This window comes from Bacteroides sp. AR20 (genome assembly GCF_964250605.1).
Taxonomy (GTDB): Bacteria; Bacteroidota; Bacteroidia; order Bacteroidales; family Bacteroidaceae; genus Bacteroides; species Bacteroides uniformis.
The window spans coordinates 40,122-57,769 of record NZ_CAXUGK010000022.1 but is presented as its reverse complement, the minus strand read 5'-3'; the positions used below and the strand labels follow the sequence as shown (position 1 = coordinate 57,769).

Sequence of the window (17,648 nt, the reverse complement as noted above, 5' to 3'; positions counted from 1 at the left end):
AGAGTGGATAATGCAAGTTACCATTCTCAATTATCGGTTTTCAGTTTTTCAATTTCAATTTTCCATTGTCAATTATCAATTAAATAAATTTATGGCTTTTAGAAAAGATAACAAGATAAAGAGTAATTTCTCGAAAATCTCTATCGGTTTGGCTTCTCCTGAGGAAATCCTTGAGAATTCGAGTGGTGAAGTTTTAAAGCCTGAAACCATCAACTATCGTACGTATAAGCCCGAACGCGACGGATTGTTCTGCGAGCGCATCTTTGGGCCTATCAAGGATTACGAGTGCCATTGCGGTAAGTACAAGCGTATCCGTTACAAAGGCATCGTCTGCGACCGTTGTGGTGTGGAAGTGACTGAAAAGAAAGTGCGCCGTGAGCGTATGGGACACATCCAGCTCGTTGTGCCCGTGGCTCACATCTGGTACTTCCGTTCACTTCCCAACAAAATCGGTTACTTGTTGGGCTTGCCCACCAAGAAGCTGGATGCCATTATCTATTACGAGCGTTATGTTGTCATTCAGCCGGGTGTACTGTCCGATGAAGTGGCACAGTATGACTTGCTTGAAGAAGGAGAATACCTAGACTTGCTGGAAAAGTTGCCGAAAGACAACCAGTTCCTCGAAGATTCAGATCCCAATAAGTTCATTGCCAAGATGGGCGCGGAAGCTATCTACGATTTGCTGTCACGCCTCGACCTTGACTCTTTGTCTTACGAACTGCGTAACCGTGCCGGAAGCGATGCTTCACAGCAACGCAAGACCGAAGCTCTGAAACGTCTTCAGGTAGTTGAGTCGTTCCGTGCATCACGCGGACGCAACAAGCCCGAGTGGATGATTGTACGCATTGTACCGGTTATTCCACCCGAACTTCGTCCGTTGGTCCCATTGGATGGCGGCCGTTTCGCAACTTCTGACTTGAATGACCTTTACCGTCGTGTCATCATCCGTAACAACCGTCTGAAGAGATTGATTGAAATCAAAGCTCCTGAAGTGATTTTGCGTAATGAAAAACGTATGTTGCAGGAAGCTGTCGACTCTCTGTTTGATAACTCCCGTAAATCGAGTGCAGTGAAGACCGACGCTAACCGTCCGTTGAAGTCACTTTCCGACAGTTTGAAGGGTAAGCAAGGACGTTTCCGTCAGAACTTGTTGGGTAAGCGTGTCGACTATTCCGCACGTTCTGTAATCGTTGTAGGTCCGGAGCTGAAGATGGGCGAATGCGGTATCCCTAAACTGATGGCAGCCGAGCTTTACAAGCCGTTCATCATTCGTAAGCTCATTGAGCGTGGTATCGTGAAGACGGTAAAGAGCGCCAAGAAGATTGTAGACCGCAAGGAACCCGTTATCTGGGACATTTTGGAACACGTGATGAAGGGGCATCCGGTGCTGTTGAACCGTGCCCCGACACTTCACCGTCTGGGTATCCAGGCATTCCAGCCTAAAATGATTGAAGGTAAGGCAATCCAGCTGCACCCGTTGGCATGTACGGCGTTCAATGCCGACTTCGACGGTGACCAGATGGCCGTGCACTTGCCGTTGAGCAACGAAGCGATTCTGGAAGCACAGATGCTAATGCTCCAGTCACACAATATATTGAACCCTGCCAACGGTGCTCCTATCACTGTGCCTGCTCAGGATATGGTACTTGGTCTGTACTATATTACGAAGCTGCGCAAGGGTGCCAAGGGTGAAGGCCTGACATTCTACGGTCCTGAGGAAGCGCTGATTGCCTACAATGAAGGTAAGTGCGACATCCATGCTCCGGTAAGCGTAATAGTGAAAGACGTTGACGAGAATGGTAACATTGTGGACAAGATGATGCACGATACCTCCGTGGGCCGTGTCATTGTCAACGAAATTGTTCCGGCAGAAGCAGGATATATCAATACGATTATCTCCAAGAAGTCACTCCGAGACATCATCAGTCACGTAATCAAGGTGTGTGGTGTTGCCAAGGCAGCCGACTTCCTCGACGGAATCAAGAACCTCGGTTATTACATGGCCTTCAAGGGTGGTTTGTCGTTCAACTTGGGCGATATCATTATCCCGGAAGAGAAGGAAGCATTAGTACAGAAAGGTTATGATGAAGTAGAGCAGGTAATCAATAACTATAACATGGGTTTCATCACGAACAACGAGCGTTACAACCAGGTAATCGATATCTGGACGCACGTGAACTCTGAGTTGTCCAACATCCTGATGAAAACCATTTCAAGCGACGACCAGGGTTTCAACTCTGTATACATGATGCTGGATTCCGGTGCCCGTGGTTCTAAGGAACAGATTCGTCAGCTCTCCGGTATGCGTGGTTTGATGGCGAAGCCCCAGAAAGCAGGTGCCGAAGGCGGTCAGATTATCGAAAACCCGATTCTTTCTAACTTTAAGGAAGGTCTGTCCGTGTTGGAGTACTTTATCTCTACCCACGGTGCCCGTAAGGGTCTTGCCGATACCGCTTTGAAGACGGCCGATGCCGGATACCTGACCCGTCGTCTGGTTGACGTATCGCATGATGTGATTATTAATGAAGAAGACTGCGGCACGCTCCGCGGATTGGTTTGTACGGCACTGAAGAACAATGATGAAACCATTGCCACTCTGTATGAACGTATCCTGGGTCGTGTATCCGTACATGATATTGTTCATCCTACAACTGGCGAACTGATTGTGGCCGGCGGTGAGGAAATTACCGAGGACATTGCACAACGCATTGAAGACTCTCCAATCGAGAGCGTTGAAATCCGTTCTGTATTGACCTGCGAATCCAAGAAAGGTGTTTGTGCCAAGTGTTACGGACGTAACCTGGCTTCCAGCCGTATGGTTCAGAAGGGCGAGGCAGTCGGCGTAATCGCTGCACAGTCTATCGGTGAGCCGGGTACACAGTTGACACTGCGTACATTCCATGCCGGTGGTACGGCAGCCAATATTGCTGCCAACGCAAGCATCGTGGCCAAGAATCCTGCCCGTCTGGAATTCGAAGAACTCCGTACGGTAGACGTTATCGACGAAGCAGGCGAACCGGCAAAGGTAGTGGTAGGCCGTTTGGCCGAAGTGCGTTTTGTGGATGTCAACACGGGTATTGTGCTTTCCACTCATAATGTACCCTACGGTTCTACGCTCTATGCAGCCGATGGTGAAATGGTAGAGAAAGGCAAGATGATTGCCCGTTGGGACCCGTTCAACGCGGTTATCATTACCGAAGCTACCGGTAAGATTGAATTTGAAGGCGTTATTGAAAACGTGACTTATAAGGTAGAGTCTGATGAATCTACCGGTTTGCGCGAAATCATCATCATTGAGTCTAAGGATAAGACGAAGGTGCCTACCGCACACATCATGACAGAAGACGGCGAACTGATCCGTACATACAACTTGCCAGTAGGTGGCCACGTAGTGGTTGAAGACGGTCAGAAGGTAAAGGCCGGTGAAGTTATCGTGAAGATTCCGCGTGCCGTAGGTAAAGCGGGTGATATCACGGGTGGTCTTCCCCGTGTCACTGAGTTGTTCGAGGCACGTAACCCGTCTAATCCCGCTGTGGTTTCAGAAATCGACGGTGAGGTTACCATGGGTAAGGTGAAACGCGGTAATCGCGAAATCATCGTTACTTCCAAGACCGGTGAAGTGAAGAAGTACCTCGTACCGTTGTCCAAGCAGATTCTGGTTCAGGAGAACGACTATGTACGCGCCGGTACTCCGTTGTCTGACGGTGCTATCACACCTGCGGACATCCTGGCTATCAAAGGTCCTACGGCCGTGCAGGAATATATTGTGAACGAGGTTCAGGACGTTTACCGTCTGCAGGGTGTGAAGATTAATGATAAGCACTTTGAAATCATCGTTCGTCAGATGATGCGCAAGGTGGAAATCGACGAGCCAGGTGATACCCGCTTCCTGGAACAGCAAGTTGTTGACAAGATGGAATTCATGGAAGAGAACGACCGTATCTGGGGAAAGAAGGTGGTAGTGGATGCTGGAGATTCCCAGAGTCTGCAGGCTGGCCAGATTGTGACGGCTCGCAAGCTGCGTGACGAGAACTCCATGTTGAAACGCCGCGACTTGAAACCCGTGGAAGTGCGCGACGCTGTACCTGCGACTTCTACTCAGATTCTTCAAGGTATCACCCGTGCTGCATTGCAGACTTCAAGCTTCATGTCGGCTGCTTCCTTCCAGGAAACGACGAAGGTACTGAACGAGGCTGCCATCAACGGAAAGGTGGACCGTCTGGAAGGTATGAAGGAGAACGTAATTTGCGGTCACCTGATTCCTGCCGGTACCGGACAACGCGAGTTCGAGAAGATTATCGTTGGCTCCAAAGAAGAGTACGACCGTATGCTTGCCAACAAGAAGACGGTACTTGATTATGCTGTAGACGAGAAAGTAGAGGGATAGCCTTACAACGTCAATATAATTCTATTAAATAGAGAGGGAATATCCTATAAGAAGGAGTATTCCCTCTCTGTTTTGTCTTTGCCTCTTCCTTCTGTACTGCAATGCTTCTGTATGTTTGTTACAGTGCTACTGCAAAACGGTTGCAGTGGCTTGCTCCTTTTTCAGAACGGATTATTATGTGTCTTTTTGAACTTAAATGTATATCATCCGAAAAAAAAGAGTACTTTTGGTCTATCTTTTAAGAACATTTTAAAAACAATTGTGCAACATGGAAAATCAAGAAAACAACAACGGTCAACTCCAGATAGAATTGAAGGAAGAAGTGGCGCAAGGTACATATGCCAATTTGGCTATTATAACTCATTCCAGTTCGGAATTTATTCTCGACTTTATCCGCGTGATGCCTGGAATGCCAAAGGCTGGCGTGCAATCGCGCATAGTTTTGGCACCCGAACATGCCAAGCGTTTGCTGCGTGCACTCGAAGAGAATATTGGGAAATATGAACGCGCTTTCGGACTGATTCGCATGCCGGACGAACAAACATTTCCGCCTCTTCCCAACATCAAGGGTGAAGCGTAAAATCAAAAAAAAACTTGTAGTGCATTGATTATTCAAAACTTATTAGTATCTTTGCAGCCCAAAAGTGTATAGTTTTGAATTAATATAAACAATAATATATAACTAAAAACAATTAAAATGCCTACAATTCAGCAATTAGTAAGAAAAGGACGCGAAGTGCTGGTGGAGAAATCAAAGTCTCCAGCCTTGGACTCTTGTCCTCAAAGACGTGGCGTTTGCGTGAGAGTGTATACAACCACTCCGAAGAAGCCGAATTCAGCTATGCGTAAAGTAGCTCGTGTACGTTTGACCAATGGTAAAGAGGTGAACTCTTATATTCCGGGAGAAGGTCACAACTTGCAGGAACACTCTATCGTGTTGGTACGTGGTGGTCGTGTAAAAGACCTTCCGGGTGTGCGTTATCACATCGTACGTGGTACTTTGGATACTGCAGGTGTTGCAGGTCGTACACAAAGACGTTCCAAATACGGCGCAAAACGTCCGAAACCGGGTCAAGCAGCTCCTGCTAAGAAGAAATAATCTGGTGGCCTGATTCCCAAAATAGGAAAATTTAAAGTAATAACTTACGTTTTAGTTTGTTGGAAATGCTAAAGGTTGAGTAAATTCTCCGGAGGGAGAGTTGAAGAAGACAGAAGTAAACAACCAAGAACGAAAAACATTATTCTTTCAGACAAATGAGAAAAGCAAAACCAAAAAAACGCGTTATCCTTCCGGATCCCGTGTTCAATGATGTAAAAGTTTCCAAGTTCGTGAATCACTTGATGTACGATGGAAAGAAGAATACTTCTTATGAAATCTTCTATGCTGCGTTGGAAACAGTGAAGAACAAAATGCAGAACGAAGAGAAATCCGCTCTTGAAATTTGGAAAAAAGCTCTGGATAATGTGACTCCTCAGGTGGAAGTTAAATCTCGCCGTGTGGGTGGTGCTACTTTCCAAGTCCCTACAGAAATCCGTGCTGACCGTAAAGAGTCAATTTCAATGAAGAACTTGATTATCTTTGCACGTAAGCGTGGCGGTAAATCAATGGCTGATAAGTTGGCTGCTGAAATCATGGATGCTTTCAATGAACAGGGCGGCGCTTACAAACGTAAAGAAGATATGCACAGAATGGCAGAAGCTAACCGTGCGTTTGCTCATTTCAGATTCTAATACTATAAGAGACTAACCAATTAGAAGATTAAAAAACTTAAAGTAAGGGAATTAGAAAATGGCAAAGCATGATTTACATTTGACACGTAATATCGGTATCATGGCCCACATCGATGCCGGAAAGACAACGACCTCTGAACGTATTTTGTTTTACACGGGTTTGACCCATAAAATCGGTGAGGTACACGATGGTGCCGCTACAATGGACTGGATGGAGCAAGAGCAGGAGCGTGGTATCACTATCACTTCTGCCGCTACCACCACTCGTTGGAAATATGCCGGTAATACTTATAAAATCAATTTGATTGATACTCCGGGACACGTGGACTTTACTGCTGAGGTAGAACGCTCTTTACGTGTGTTGGACGGTGCTGTCGCTGCTTATTGTGCAGTTGGTGGCGTTGAACCGCAATCTGAAACAGTTTGGCGTCAAGCAGACAAGTACAATGTGCCACGTATCGGTTATGTTAATAAAATGGACCGTTCCGGTGCAGACTTCTTCGAAGTAGTTCGCCAAATGAAGGACGTTTTGGGTGCTAATCCATGTCCTATCGTTATCCCTATTGGCGCTGAAGAAACTTTCAAGGGGTTGGTTGACCTTATTAAAATGAAAGCTATCTATTGGCATGATGAGACAATGGGGGCTGACTATACGGTGGAGGAAATTCCTGCCAATTTAGTAGACGAAGCCAATGAATGGAGAGATAAGATGCTCGAAAAAGTAGCTGAGTTTGACGATGCCTTGATGGAGAAATATTTCGATGATCCTTCTACTATTACAGAAGAAGAGGTTTTGAGAGCTCTTCGTAACGCAACAGTACAGATGGCTGTTGTTCCGATGCTGTGTGGATCTTCATTCAAGAACAAAGGTGTACAGACTTTGCTTGACTATGTTTGTGCATTCTTGCCTTCTCCGTTGGATACTCCGAATATCATAGGAACTAATCCTGATACTGGTTTGGAGGAAGATCGTAAGCCGGATGATGATGAAAAAACATCTGCTTTGGCATTTAAGATTGCTACTGACCCGTATGTCGGTCGTCTGACTTTCTTCCGTGTTTATTCAGGAAAAATTGAAGCGGGTTCTTATATTTATAATTCCCGTTCAAGGAAGAAGGAGCGTGTATCCCGTCTGTTCCAGATGCACTCAAACAAGCAGAATCCGGTAGAAGTTATCGGTGCTGGTGATATTGGTGCTGGCGTAGGTTTCAAGGATATACATACTGGTGATACATTGTGTGACGAAACTGCACCGATTGTATTGGAGTCTATGGACTTCCCGGAACCGGTAATTGGTATCGCAGTTGAGCCTAAGACTCAGAAGGATATGGATAAACTGTCAAATGGCTTGGCTAAGCTGGCTGAAGAAGATCCGACGTTTACAGTTAAGACTGACGAACAGACTGGTCAGACAGTTATCTCTGGTATGGGTGAGCTTCACTTGGATATTATCATCGACCGTCTGAAACGTGAGTTCAAGGTTGAATGTAACCAAGGTAAGCCTCAAGTTAACTATAAGGAAGCTATCACTAAGACAGTCAACTTGCGTGAAGTTTACAAGAAGCAGTCCGGTGGTCGTGGTAAGTTCGCTGATATTATCGTGAACATCGGCCCGGTTGATGAAGACTTCAAGGAAGGCGGATTGCAATTCGTCGACGAAGTGAAGGGTGGTAACATTCCTAAGGAATTTATCCCGTCTGTACAGAAGGGCTTCACTACTGCCATGAAGAATGGTGTGTTGGCAGGTTATCCGTTGGATTCACTGAAAGTAACCTTGATTGACGGTTCTTTCCACCCGGTTGACTCTGACCAGTTGTCTTTCGAAATCTGTGCTATCCAGGCATATAAGAATGCTTGTGCTAAGGCAGGCCCGGTATTGATGGAGCCTATCATGAAGCTGGAAGTTGTTACTCCGGAAGAGAACATGGGTGACGTTATCGGTGACTTGAACAAGCGTCGTGGCCAGGTGGAAGGTATGGAATCCAGCCGTTCCGGTGCACGTATCGTGAAGGCAATGGTTCCGCTGGCAGAAATGTTCGGTTACGTAACAGCATTGCGTACCATCACTTCTGGTCGTGCAACCTCTTCAATGGTATACTCTCACCACGCCCAGGTTTCCAACTCTATTGCCAAGGCAGTATTGGAGGAAGTAAAAGGTCGTGCTGACTTAATCTAAAAAAACTTGAAGTCCCGTAGGCTAGCGAATGACTCTTAGCCTGCGGAACTTCATCTTATATAACTATTTAATAATTAAAGACAGTAATGAGTCAAAAAATTAGAATCAAACTGAAATCTTACGACCACAACTTGGTTGACAAGTCAGCTGAGAAGATTGTAAGAACGGTGAAGACAACGGGCGCCATCGTTAGCGGTCCGATTCCTCTTCCTACGCACAAGCGTATCTTTACCGTGAACCGTTCGACTTTCGTTAACAAGAAGTCGCGTGAACAATTCGAACTCTCTTCTTACAAGAGACTGATTGACATCTATAGCTCAACAGCTAAGACAGTAGATGCTCTGATGAAGTTGGAGTTGCCGAGTGGTGTGGAAGTAGAAATCAAAGTGTAAGTATTAAAAATTAAGTGAAATGCCAGGATTATTAGGAAAAAAAATCGGAATGACATCCGTTTTCAGTGCCGAGGGTAAGAATGTACCATGCACTGTTATCGAAGCAGGTCCTTGTGTTGTTACTCAAGTGAAAACTGTAGAAAAGGACGGTTATGAAGCTGTTCAGCTGGGCTTCCAGGACAAGAAGGAGAAGCACACTACAAAGCCTTTGATGGGCCACTTTAAGAAAGCTGGAGTAACTCCCAAGAAACACTTGGCTGAGTTCAAAGAATTTGAAACAGAGTTGAATCTGGGTGACACTGTTACCGTAGAACTGTTCAATGACGCAACTTTTGTTGACGTTGTAGGTACTTCTAAGGGTAAAGGTTTCCAGGGTGTAGTAAAACGCCATGGTTTTGGTGGTGTAGGCCAGACTACTCACGGTCAGCACAACCGCGCTCGTAAGCCGGGTTCTATCGGTGCTTGTTCTTACCCTGCAAAAGTATTCAAAGGAATGCGCATGGGCGGACAGCTTGGTGGCGACAGAGTAACTGTTCAAAACCTGCAGGTATTAAAGGTAATCGCGGAGCACAATCTTCTTTTGATTAAGGGATCTGTTCCTGGTTGCAAAGGTTCAATCGTAATAATTGAGAAATAATGGAAGTTAACGTATATAACATTAAAGGTGAAGACACTGGGAGAAAGATTACGTTAAACGAGTCTATCTTCGGAATTGAGCCCAACGACCACGCTATCTACTTGGATGTTAAACAGTTTATGGCTAACCAGCGTCAGGGTACACACAAGTCAAAGGAAAGAAGCGAAATCAGTGGTTCTACTCGTAAAATCGGTCGCCAGAAAGGTGGTGGTGGTGCACGTCGTGGTGACATGAACTCACCGGTACTTGTTGGTGGTGGACGCGTATTCGGTCCGAAACCGAGAGATTACTACTTCAAATTAAACAAAAAAGTAAAGGCTCTGGCTCGTAAGTCAGCTTTGTCATACAAGGCTCAGAACAACGCTGTTGTAGTAGTAGAAGACTTCTCTTTTGAAGCTCCGAAGACTAAAGATTTTGTTGCAATGACAAAAAATCTTAAAGTTTCTGACAAAAAGCTGCTTGTGATTTTACCAGAAGCAAATAAAAACGTATATTTGTCGGCTCGTAATGTGAAGGGTGCTAATGTGCAGACTATCTCAGGGTTAAATACTTACAGAGTATTGGACGCTGGGGTCGTTGTGTTTGCTGAAAGTGCACTTTCTGCTATCGACAATATCTTAATGTAAAAAGGAGGCTTAAATAATGGGAATTATTATTAAACCGTTAGTGACAGAGAAGATGACTGCAATTACTGATAAGACGAATAATCGTTTCGGCTTTATCGTGCGTCCTGAAGCTAATAAACTGGAAATTAAGAAGGAAGTTGAAGCCCTTTACAACGTTACAGTAGTTGATGTGAATACAATGAAGTATGCTGGCAAAAACAAGAGCCGCTATACTCGTGCCGGTATCATCAACGGACGTACGAATGCGTTCAAGAAGGCTATCGTTACGTTGAAAGAAGGAGATACTATTGATTTTTATAGCAATATTTAATAAAAATGGCAGTACGTAAATTTAAGCCCACAACACCGGGGCAAAGACATAAAATTATTGGTACTTACGAAGAGATTACTGCACGGGTACCAGAAAAGTCTCTTGTATTTGGTAAGAAATCTTCAGGTGGTCGTAACAACGAAGGTAAGATGACTATGCGCTACATCGGTGGCGGTAGTAAGAAGATTATTCGTATCGTAGATTTCAAGAGAAATAAAGACGGTGTGCCTGCAGTGGTTAAAACAATTGAATACGATCCGAATCGTTCGGCTCGTATCGCTTTGTTGTTTTATGCAGATGGAGAAAAAAGATATATTATTGCTCCCAATGGATTGCAAGTTGGTACGACTTTGATGTCAGGTGAGACTGCCGCTCCGGAAATCGGAAACGCACTTCCGCTTCAGAATATTCCGGTCGGTACTGTAATTCACAACATCGAATTACGTCCGGGACAAGGCGCTGCCTTGGTTCGCTCGGCTGGTAACTTCGCTCAGTTGACTTCTAGAGAAGGTAAGTACTGCGTTATCAAGTTGCCTTCAGGTGAGGTTCGTCAGATCCTCAGTACTTGTAAGGCTACTATTGGTAGTGTAGGTAACTCAGATCATGGATTGGAAAGTTCAGGTAAAGCTGGACGTTCTCGTTGGTTAGGACGTCGTCCGCGTAACCGTGGTGTTGTTATGAACCCGGTTGATCACCCGATGGGTGGTGGTGAAGGACGTGCTTCAGGAGGACACCCGAGATCTCGTAAGGGATTGTACGCTAAGGGTCTTAAGACAAGAGCTCCGAAGAAACAATCGTCTAAGTATATTATTGAGAGAAGAAAGAAGTAATCTGATTAATTGAGTAAATTATGAGTCGTTCATTAAAAAAAGGTCCGTATATTAACGTTAAGCTTGAGAAGAAAGTGCTTGCCATGAATGAATCGGGCAAGAAAGTGGTAGTTAAGACCTGGGCCAGAGCTTCAATGATTTCGCCTGATTTCGTAGGCCATACTGTTGCAGTTCACAACGGAAATAAATTTATTCCTGTTTATGTTACCGAAAATATGGTAGGACACAAGTTGGGCGAATTTGCTCCAACTCGTACTTTCAGAGGACACGCTGGTAACAAGAAAAAATAAAACAGGATTTATCTGAAATAATAAAGTAATAATATAATGGGAGCAAGAAAAAAAATATCGGCTGAAAAAAGAAAAGAAGCCCTTAAGACCATGTATTTTGCGAAATTGCAAAATGTTCCTACTTCCCCCCGTAAAATGCGTCTCGTGGCTGACATGATTCGCGGGATGGAGGTGAACAGAGCACTCGGCGTTTTGAAGTTCTCTTCAAAAGAGGCTGCCGCAAGAGTGGAAAAGTTGCTGCGCTCTGCAATTGCTAACTGGGAGCAGAAAAACGAACGTAAAGCTGAAAGTGGCGAGCTGTTCGTAACCAAGATTTTTGTTGATGGTGGTGCTACACTCAAAAGAATGAGACCGGCTCCGCAGGGTAGAGGTTACAGAATTCGTAAACGTTCAAACCACGTAACGTTGTTCGTTGGTTCTAAAAGTAATAACGAAGATCAAAATTAAGGTAAATGGGACAAAAAGTTAATCCAATAAGCAACCGTTTAGGAATTATCAGAGGATGGGATTCCAATTGGTATGGTGGAAAGAATTACGGCGATTCTCTGCTGGAAGATAGCAAGATTCGTAAATATTTGAACGCTCGTCTGGCAAAGGCTAGTGTGTCAAGAATTGTAATTGAACGTACACTGAAACTCGTGACTATTACCGTTTGTACTGCACGTCCGGGTATCATTATCGGCAAAGGTGGCCAAGAAGTTGACAAGTTGAAAGAGGAGTTGAAGAAGGTTACTGATAAGGATATTCAGATTAATATCTTCGAAGTTAAGAGACCAGAGTTGGATGCTGTTATCGTGGCTAACAACATTGCCCGTCAGGTTGAAGGCAAAATAGCCTACCGTCGTGCCATCAAGATGGCTATTGCCAATACAATGCGTATGGGTGCGGAAGGTATCAAGATTCAGATTTCAGGACGTTTGAATGGTGCAGAAATGGCCCGTTCTGAAATGTATAAGGAAGGAAGAACTCCGTTGCACACTTTCAGAGCAGATATCGACTATTGTCATGCAGAAGCATTGACTAAGGTTGGTCTTCTCGGCATTAAAGTTTGGATTTGTAGAGGTGAAGTTTATGGTAAGAAGGAGTTGGCTCCGAACTTTACGCAAAGCAAGGAAAGTGGTCGTGGAAGCAATAGCGGAAACAATGGCGGAAAGAACTTCAAAAGAAAGAAAAATAATCGCTAACGAATTTGATTTTTAGGAATTATGTTACAACCGAAAAAAACAAAATTCAGAAGACAACAAAAAGGCCGTCAAAAGGGTAATGCCCAAAGAGGAAACCAGTTGGCTTTCGGATCTTTTGGTATTAAGGCCTTGGAAACGAAATGGATTACAGGCCGTCAGATTGAAGCTGCGCGTATTGCAGTGACAAGATATATGCAACGTCAAGGACAGATTTGGATTCGTATTTTCCCCGACAAACCTATCACCAGAAAGCCTGCTGATGTGCGTATGGGTAAGGGTAAGGGTGCGCCGGAAGGATTCGTAGCGCCTGTTACACCGGGTAGAATTATTATCGAAGCCGAAGGAGTATCTTATGAAATCGCTAAAGAAGCTTTGCGCTTGGCTGCACAGAAGCTTCCTATCACAACTAAGTTTGTGGTTAGACGTGATTATGATATTCAAAATCAAAATGCGTAAGAAGTATGAAAACAGCAGAAATTAAAGAGATGCCTACCAGTGACTTGGTAGAAAGAGTTGAAGCAGAAGTAGCTAATTACAACCAAGTGATTTTAAATCATTCTATTTCTCCTTTGGATAATCCTGCTCAGATCAAACAATTACGCAGGACTATTGCGCGTATGAAGACTGAATTACGCCAAAGAGAACTTAACAATAAATGATGAGCTTGATGGAAGCAAGAAATTTAAGAAAAGAAAGAACTGGGGTTGTGCTGAGCAACAAGATGGATAAGACCATTACAGTAGCAGCTAAGTTTAAGGAGAAACACCCCATATATGGTAAGTTCGTTAGCAAGACGAAGAAGTACCATGCTCATGATGAAAAGAATGAGTGCAATATCGGCGATACTGTACACATCATGGAAACTCGTCCTTTGAGCAAGACTAAGAGATGGAGATTGGTAGAAATAATTGAAAGAGCTAAGTAATTATGATACAAGTAGAATCCAGACTTACAGTATGTGATAATAGTGGGGCAAAAGAGGCTCTCTGTATCCGCGTTTTGGGTGGTACAGGTCGTCGCTATGCTTCAGTAGGGGACGTGATTGTCGTTTCTGTTAAGAGCGTTATCCCTTCAAGTGATATTAAAAAAGGTGCAGTGTCTAAAGCTTTGATCGTACGTACTAAGAAAGAAATCCGTCGTGCTGATGGCTCTTACATACGTTTTGATGATAATGCTTGCGTGTTGTTGAACAATGCAGGTGAAATTAGAGGTAGTCGTATTTTCGGTCCGGTAGCTCGTGAACTTCGTGCTACTAACATGAAAGTTGTGTCACTCGCTCCTGAAGTACTTTAATATTGTAAAAGATTTGAGTAATGAGTAAATTACATATTAAAAAAGGCGATACAGTTTATGTAAACTCCGGTGAAGACAAGGGTAAGACTGGTCGTGTATTGAAGGTTCTTGTTGATAAAAACCGCGCAATCGTTGAAGGTATCAACATGGTGTCTAAGAGCACAAAACCGAATGCTAAGAACCCGCAAGGTGGTATTGTGAAGCAAGAAGCTTCTATCCACTTGTCAAACTTGAACCCCGTTGATCCAAAGACTGGCAAAGCAACGCGTGTTGGTAGAAAAGTAAGTGCTGAAGGCACTTTAGTGCGTTATTCTAAAAAATCAGGAGAGGAGATTAAGTAATGAGTAATACTGCTAGCCTTAAGAAAGAATATGCAGAGCGTATTGCGCCTGCATTGAAATCACAGTTCCAGTATTCTTCTTCTATGCAGATACCCGTACTTAAGAAGATTGTTATCAATCAGGGTCTGGGTATGGCTGTTGCCGACAAGAAGATTATTGAAGTGGCAATTAATGAAATGACTACTATCACTGGCCAGAAAGCCGTGGCAACCATTTCTCGTAAGGATATTGCAAACTTTAAGTTGCGTAAGAAAATGCCGATTGGCGTTATGGTAACTCTGCGTCGTGAGAGAATGTACGAATTCCTTGAAAAGTTGGTTCGTGTAGCTCTGCCTCGTATCCGCGACTTCAAGGGTATTGAAAGTAAGTTCGATGGTAAGGGTAACTATACCCTTGGTATTCAGGAACAAATCATTTTCCCTGAAATTAATATCGATAGTATTACTAGAATTCTCGGAATGAATATTACCTTTGTAACCTCTGCGCAAACAGATGAAGAAGGGTATGCCTTGTTGAAAGAATTCGGTTTACCGTTTAAAAACGCTAAAAAAGATTGATAATATGGCAAAGGAATCAATGAAAGCACGCGAAGTAAAGCGTGCTAAATTAGTAGCCAGATATGCCGAGAAAAGAGCTGCGTTGAAGCAAATCGTTAGAACCGGTGATCCTGCTGAAGCTTTTGAAGCTGCACAGAAATTGCAGGATTTGCCTAAAAATTCTAACCCGATTCGCATGCACAACCGTTGCAAGCTGACAGGTCGTCCCAAAGGATATATCCGTCAGTTTGGCATCTCCAGAATCCAGTTCCGTGAGATGGCTTCTAACGGTCTTATTCCCGGTGTAAAGAAAGCAAGCTGGTAATTATTGTTTTTAAATATTGTCAGGGTAGGCCTGATTAATTTAATTTATTTTTTATATGACTGATCCAATAGCAGATTATTTGACGAGGTTGCGGAACGCTATTCAAGCGAAGCACAGAGTTGTGGAAGTTCCGGCTTCTAATTTGAAAAAAGAAATCACTAAGATTCTTTTTGAAAAGGGCTACATTCTTAATTATAAGTTTGTAGAAGATGGTCCTCAAGGTACAATCAAAGTTGCCTTGAAGTATGATCCGGTAAACAAGGTTAACGCAATCAAGAAGCTGGAGAGAATCTCTTCTCCGGGTTTGCGTCAATATACCGGTTATAAAGACATGCCGCGTGTTATTAATGGTTTGGGTATTGCTATAATATCTACTTCCAAGGGTGTAATGACCAACAAAGAAGCCGCTGAACTGAAGATTGGTGGTGAAGTTTTGTGTTATGTATATTAATAGGAGGAATTAGCAATGTCAAGAATAGGAAAATTACCCATTAGTATTCCCGCTGGAGTAACAGTTACTCTGAAAGATGACGTGGTTACCGTTAAGGGACCCAAAGGCGAAATGAGCCAATATGTAAATCCTGCTATCAATGTTACCATCGAAGACGGTCATGTTGTTTTGGCTGAGAATGAAAATGCAATGCTGGATAACCCCAAGCAAAAGCATGCATTCCATGGATTATACCGTTCATTGGTGCACAACATGGTTGTTGGTGTATCAGAAGGATATAAGAAAGAATTGGAACTTGTCGGTGTAGGTTACCGTGCCTCTAACCAGGGAAATATCATTGAACTGGCTTTAGGTTATACTCACAGTATCTTTATACAGTTGCCTCCTGAAGTTAAAGTTGAGACTAAGTCTGAAAGAAACAAGAATCCTTTGATTATATTGGAATCTTGCGACAAGCAGTTACTTGGTCAAGTTTGCTCTAAAATACGTTCTTTCCGTAAGCCTGAACCGTATAAGGGTAAGGGTATTAAGTTTGTTGGCGAAGAAATTCGTAGAAAGTCTGGTAAATCAGCTGGTGCTAAATAATCATTTAAATTGATATTATTATGACAACAAAAATAGAAAGACGAATTAAGATCAAATATAGAGTACGCAACAAAATTTCAGGTACTACTGAATGCCCGCGTATGAGTGTATTTAGAAGTAACAAGCAAATCTATGTTCAGATTATCGATGACTTGTCCGGTAAGACATTGGCTGCCGCTTCTTCGTTGGGTATGACTGAAAAAATGCCAAAGAAGGAACAAGCTGCTAAAGTAGGTGAACTGATTGCGAAAAAAGCTCAGGAAGCAGGTATTACTACTGTTGTTTTCGACCGTAATGGTTACTTGTATCATGGGAGAGTAAAAGAGGTGGCTGATGCTGCCCGTAACGGTGGACTTAAATTTTAATCATTATGGCAGGACTTAATAATAGAGTTAAGATTACAAACGATATAGAGCTGAAAGACAGATTGGTTGCTATTAATCGTGTAACCAAAGTAACCAAAGGTGGTAGAACTTTTAGTTTCTCTGCTATTGTGGTAGTAGGAAACGAAGAAGGCATCATCGGTTGGGGCCTTGGTAAAGCTGGTGAAGTAACCGCTGCTATTGCCAAAGGTGTTGAATCTGCAAAGAAAAACCTGACAAGAGTGCCTGTACTGAAAGGTACAGTTCCTCACGAACAGTCTGCAAAGTTCGGTGGCGCTGAAGTATTTATTAAACCGGCTTCTCACGGTACCGGTGTTGTTGCTGGCGGTGCAATGCGTGCCGTATTGGAAAGTGTTGGTGTAACAGACGTTTTGGCTAAGTCAAAAGGTTCTTCCAACCCGCACAACTTGGTAAAGGCTACTATCTTGGCATTGAGTGAAATGCGCGATGCTCGTATGGTTGCCCAGAACAGAGGAGTTAGTATGGAAAAAGTATTTAGAGGATAAGGAGGAAGAATATGTCGACTATAAAGATTAAACAAGTTAAAAGTAGAATTGGTGCTCCTGCTGATCAGAAGAGAACTCTCGATGCACTGGGACTTCATAAGTTGAATCGTGTGGTTGAACACGAATGCACTCCTTCAATTCTTGGAATGGTGGATAAGGTTAAACACTTGGTTACCATTGTTAAGTAATTATTTGTTGAATATAAAACGAATTACAATATGAACTTAAGTAATTTAAAACCTGCAGAGGGATCTACTAAAACAAGAAAGAGAATTGGACGTGGTCCGGGTTCTGGCTTGGGAGGTACTTCTACTAGAGGTCATAAAGGAGCTAAATCAAGATCTGGATACTCTAAGAAAATCGGTTTTGAAGGTGGTCAGATGCCTCTTCAACGTCGTGTACCTAAGTTTGGCTTTAAAAATATCAATCGTGTAGAGTATAAGGCTATCAACTTGGATACAATTCAGAAATTGGCTGAAGCAAAGAACTTGCAGACTGTAGGTATCAGTGACTTCATTGCTGCTGGTTTCATTTCTGCAAGCCAGTTGGTAAAAGTATTAGGTAACGGAACTTTGACTGCTAAGTTGGATGTACAAGCACATGCATTTTCTAAGACTGCTGTTGCTGCCATCGAAGCTGCTGGTGGACAAGTAGTAAAACTCTAA

At 43.5% G+C, this 17,648-nt stretch carries 26 protein-coding genes; all 26 read left to right on the top strand.

The features are described from left to right. The first annotated feature begins 91 nt into the window (after positions 1 to 91). The 26 genes from rpoC to rplO all read left to right on the top strand — a co-directional run bounded on the left by rpoC (position 92) and on the right by rplO (position 17,648). Positions 92 to 4,387, top strand: coding sequence for a DNA-directed RNA polymerase subunit beta' (gene rpoC, locus ACESTD_RS12480; protein WP_008661873.1), 4,296 nt, complete (start codon positions 92 to 94; stop codon positions 4,385 to 4,387). A gap of 268 nt (positions 4,388 to 4,655) precedes the next feature. Further along, positions 4,656 to 4,967 (top strand): DUF3467 domain-containing protein, encoded by a 312-nt coding sequence (locus ACESTD_RS12475; protein WP_005825714.1) that lies wholly within the window; start codon positions 4,656 to 4,658, stop codon positions 4,965 to 4,967. A 117-nt stretch (positions 4,968 to 5,084) separates the two neighbouring features. Then, positions 5,085 to 5,486, top strand: a complete 402-nt coding sequence (gene rpsL, locus ACESTD_RS12470; RefSeq protein WP_005825712.1) for a 30S ribosomal protein S12 — start codon at positions 5,085 to 5,087, stop codon at positions 5,484 to 5,486. Between the two features lie 155 nt (positions 5,487 to 5,641). Further along, the gene (rpsG, locus tag ACESTD_RS12465) at positions 5,642 to 6,118 is read left to right on the top strand and encodes a 30S ribosomal protein S7 (protein ID WP_005825710.1); all 477 of its coding nucleotides are present in this window, start codon (positions 5,642 to 5,644) and stop codon (positions 6,116 to 6,118) included. Positions 6,119 to 6,176: 58 nt separating this feature from the next. Further along, positions 6,177 to 8,294 (top strand): elongation factor G, encoded by a 2,118-nt coding sequence (gene fusA / locus ACESTD_RS12460; protein ID WP_005833549.1) that lies wholly within the window; start codon positions 6,177 to 6,179, stop codon positions 8,292 to 8,294. A gap of 86 nt (positions 8,295 to 8,380) precedes the next feature. Next, the gene (gene rpsJ / locus ACESTD_RS12455) at positions 8,381 to 8,686 is read left to right on the top strand and encodes a 30S ribosomal protein S10 (RefSeq protein ID WP_004291244.1); all 306 of its coding nucleotides are present in this window, start codon (positions 8,381 to 8,383) and stop codon (positions 8,684 to 8,686) included. Positions 8,687 to 8,705: 19 nt separating this feature from the next. Beyond that, complete coding sequence (rplC, locus tag ACESTD_RS12450) at positions 8,706 to 9,323, top strand: 50S ribosomal protein L3 (RefSeq protein WP_005825708.1); 618 nt, start codon at positions 8,706 to 8,708, stop codon at positions 9,321 to 9,323. Further along, positions 9,323 to 9,949 (top strand): 50S ribosomal protein L4, encoded by a 627-nt coding sequence (rplD, locus tag ACESTD_RS12445; RefSeq protein WP_005825707.1) that lies wholly within the window; start codon positions 9,323 to 9,325, stop codon positions 9,947 to 9,949. The genes rplC and rplD overlap by 1 nt, the downstream gene beginning before the upstream one ends. A gap of 16 nt (positions 9,950 to 9,965) precedes the next feature. Continuing rightward, positions 9,966 to 10,259: a 50S ribosomal protein L23 gene (gene rplW, locus ACESTD_RS12440; protein ID WP_005825706.1), complete on the top strand. Its 294-nt coding sequence runs from the start codon at positions 9,966 to 9,968 to the stop codon at positions 10,257 to 10,259. A gap of 5 nt (positions 10,260 to 10,264) precedes the next feature. After that, the gene (gene rplB, locus ACESTD_RS12435) at positions 10,265 to 11,089 is read left to right on the top strand and encodes a 50S ribosomal protein L2 (RefSeq protein ID WP_005825705.1); all 825 of its coding nucleotides are present in this window, start codon (positions 10,265 to 10,267) and stop codon (positions 11,087 to 11,089) included. Positions 11,090 to 11,109: 20 nt separating this feature from the next. After that, on the top strand, positions 11,110 to 11,379 hold the full coding sequence (gene rpsS / locus ACESTD_RS12430; RefSeq protein WP_002558070.1) for a 30S ribosomal protein S19: 270 nt from the start codon (positions 11,110 to 11,112) through the stop codon (positions 11,377 to 11,379). Between the two features lie 36 nt (positions 11,380 to 11,415). Further along, a complete protein-coding gene (rplV, locus tag ACESTD_RS12425) occupies positions 11,416 to 11,826 on the top strand; it encodes a 50S ribosomal protein L22 (RefSeq protein ID WP_004291236.1) in 411 nt (136 codons plus the stop codon). A gap of 5 nt (positions 11,827 to 11,831) precedes the next feature. Next, complete coding sequence (gene rpsC, locus ACESTD_RS12420; protein ID WP_004291235.1) at positions 11,832 to 12,563, top strand: 30S ribosomal protein S3; 732 nt, start codon at positions 11,832 to 11,834, stop codon at positions 12,561 to 12,563. A 21-nt stretch (positions 12,564 to 12,584) separates the two neighbouring features. Continuing rightward, complete coding sequence (gene rplP / locus ACESTD_RS12415; RefSeq protein WP_004291234.1) at positions 12,585 to 13,019, top strand: 50S ribosomal protein L16; 435 nt, start codon at positions 12,585 to 12,587, stop codon at positions 13,017 to 13,019. Positions 13,020 to 13,024: 5 nt separating this feature from the next. Beyond that, a complete protein-coding gene (rpmC, locus tag ACESTD_RS12410) occupies positions 13,025 to 13,222 on the top strand; it encodes a 50S ribosomal protein L29 (RefSeq protein ID WP_005825702.1) in 198 nt (65 codons plus the stop codon). Then, positions 13,219 to 13,488 (top strand): 30S ribosomal protein S17, encoded by a 270-nt coding sequence (gene rpsQ / locus ACESTD_RS12405; protein ID WP_005825701.1) that lies wholly within the window; start codon positions 13,219 to 13,221, stop codon positions 13,486 to 13,488. The genes rpmC and rpsQ overlap by 4 nt, the downstream gene beginning before the upstream one ends. Positions 13,489 to 13,490: 2 nt before the next feature. Continuing rightward, the gene (gene rplN / locus ACESTD_RS12400; RefSeq protein ID WP_005825700.1) at positions 13,491 to 13,856 is read left to right on the top strand and encodes a 50S ribosomal protein L14; all 366 of its coding nucleotides are present in this window, start codon (positions 13,491 to 13,493) and stop codon (positions 13,854 to 13,856) included. Between the two features lie 20 nt (positions 13,857 to 13,876). Next, a complete protein-coding gene (gene rplX, locus ACESTD_RS12395; protein ID WP_005825699.1) occupies positions 13,877 to 14,197 on the top strand; it encodes a 50S ribosomal protein L24 in 321 nt (106 codons plus the stop codon). Continuing rightward, entirely contained in the window at positions 14,197 to 14,754 is a 558-nt protein-coding gene (gene rplE, locus ACESTD_RS12390) for a 50S ribosomal protein L5 (protein WP_005825698.1), read from the top strand. The genes rplX and rplE overlap by 1 nt, the downstream gene beginning before the upstream one ends. 4 nt (positions 14,755 to 14,758) lie before the next feature. Further along, positions 14,759 to 15,058: a 30S ribosomal protein S14 gene (rpsN, locus tag ACESTD_RS12385; protein ID WP_005825697.1), complete on the top strand. Its 300-nt coding sequence runs from the start codon at positions 14,759 to 14,761 to the stop codon at positions 15,056 to 15,058. A 55-nt stretch (positions 15,059 to 15,113) separates the two neighbouring features. Beyond that, positions 15,114 to 15,509: a 30S ribosomal protein S8 gene (gene rpsH, locus ACESTD_RS12380; protein WP_004291226.1), complete on the top strand. Its 396-nt coding sequence runs from the start codon at positions 15,114 to 15,116 to the stop codon at positions 15,507 to 15,509. Positions 15,510 to 15,524: 15 nt separating this feature from the next. Then, positions 15,525 to 16,094, top strand: a complete 570-nt coding sequence (rplF, locus tag ACESTD_RS12375; protein ID WP_005825696.1) for a 50S ribosomal protein L6 — start codon at positions 15,525 to 15,527, stop codon at positions 16,092 to 16,094. A 20-nt stretch (positions 16,095 to 16,114) separates the two neighbouring features. After that, a complete protein-coding gene (rplR, locus tag ACESTD_RS12370; protein ID WP_005656518.1) occupies positions 16,115 to 16,459 on the top strand; it encodes a 50S ribosomal protein L18 in 345 nt (114 codons plus the stop codon). 5 nt (positions 16,460 to 16,464) lie between these two features. Beyond that, a complete protein-coding gene (gene rpsE / locus ACESTD_RS12365; RefSeq protein WP_005825693.1) occupies positions 16,465 to 16,983 on the top strand; it encodes a 30S ribosomal protein S5 in 519 nt (172 codons plus the stop codon). An 11-nt stretch (positions 16,984 to 16,994) separates the two neighbouring features. Continuing rightward, complete coding sequence (gene rpmD / locus ACESTD_RS12360; protein ID WP_004291222.1) at positions 16,995 to 17,171, top strand: 50S ribosomal protein L30; 177 nt, start codon at positions 16,995 to 16,997, stop codon at positions 17,169 to 17,171. A 30-nt stretch (positions 17,172 to 17,201) separates the two neighbouring features. Beyond that, positions 17,202 to 17,648, top strand: coding sequence for a 50S ribosomal protein L15 (rplO, locus tag ACESTD_RS12355; protein ID WP_005825692.1), 447 nt, complete (start codon positions 17,202 to 17,204; stop codon positions 17,646 to 17,648).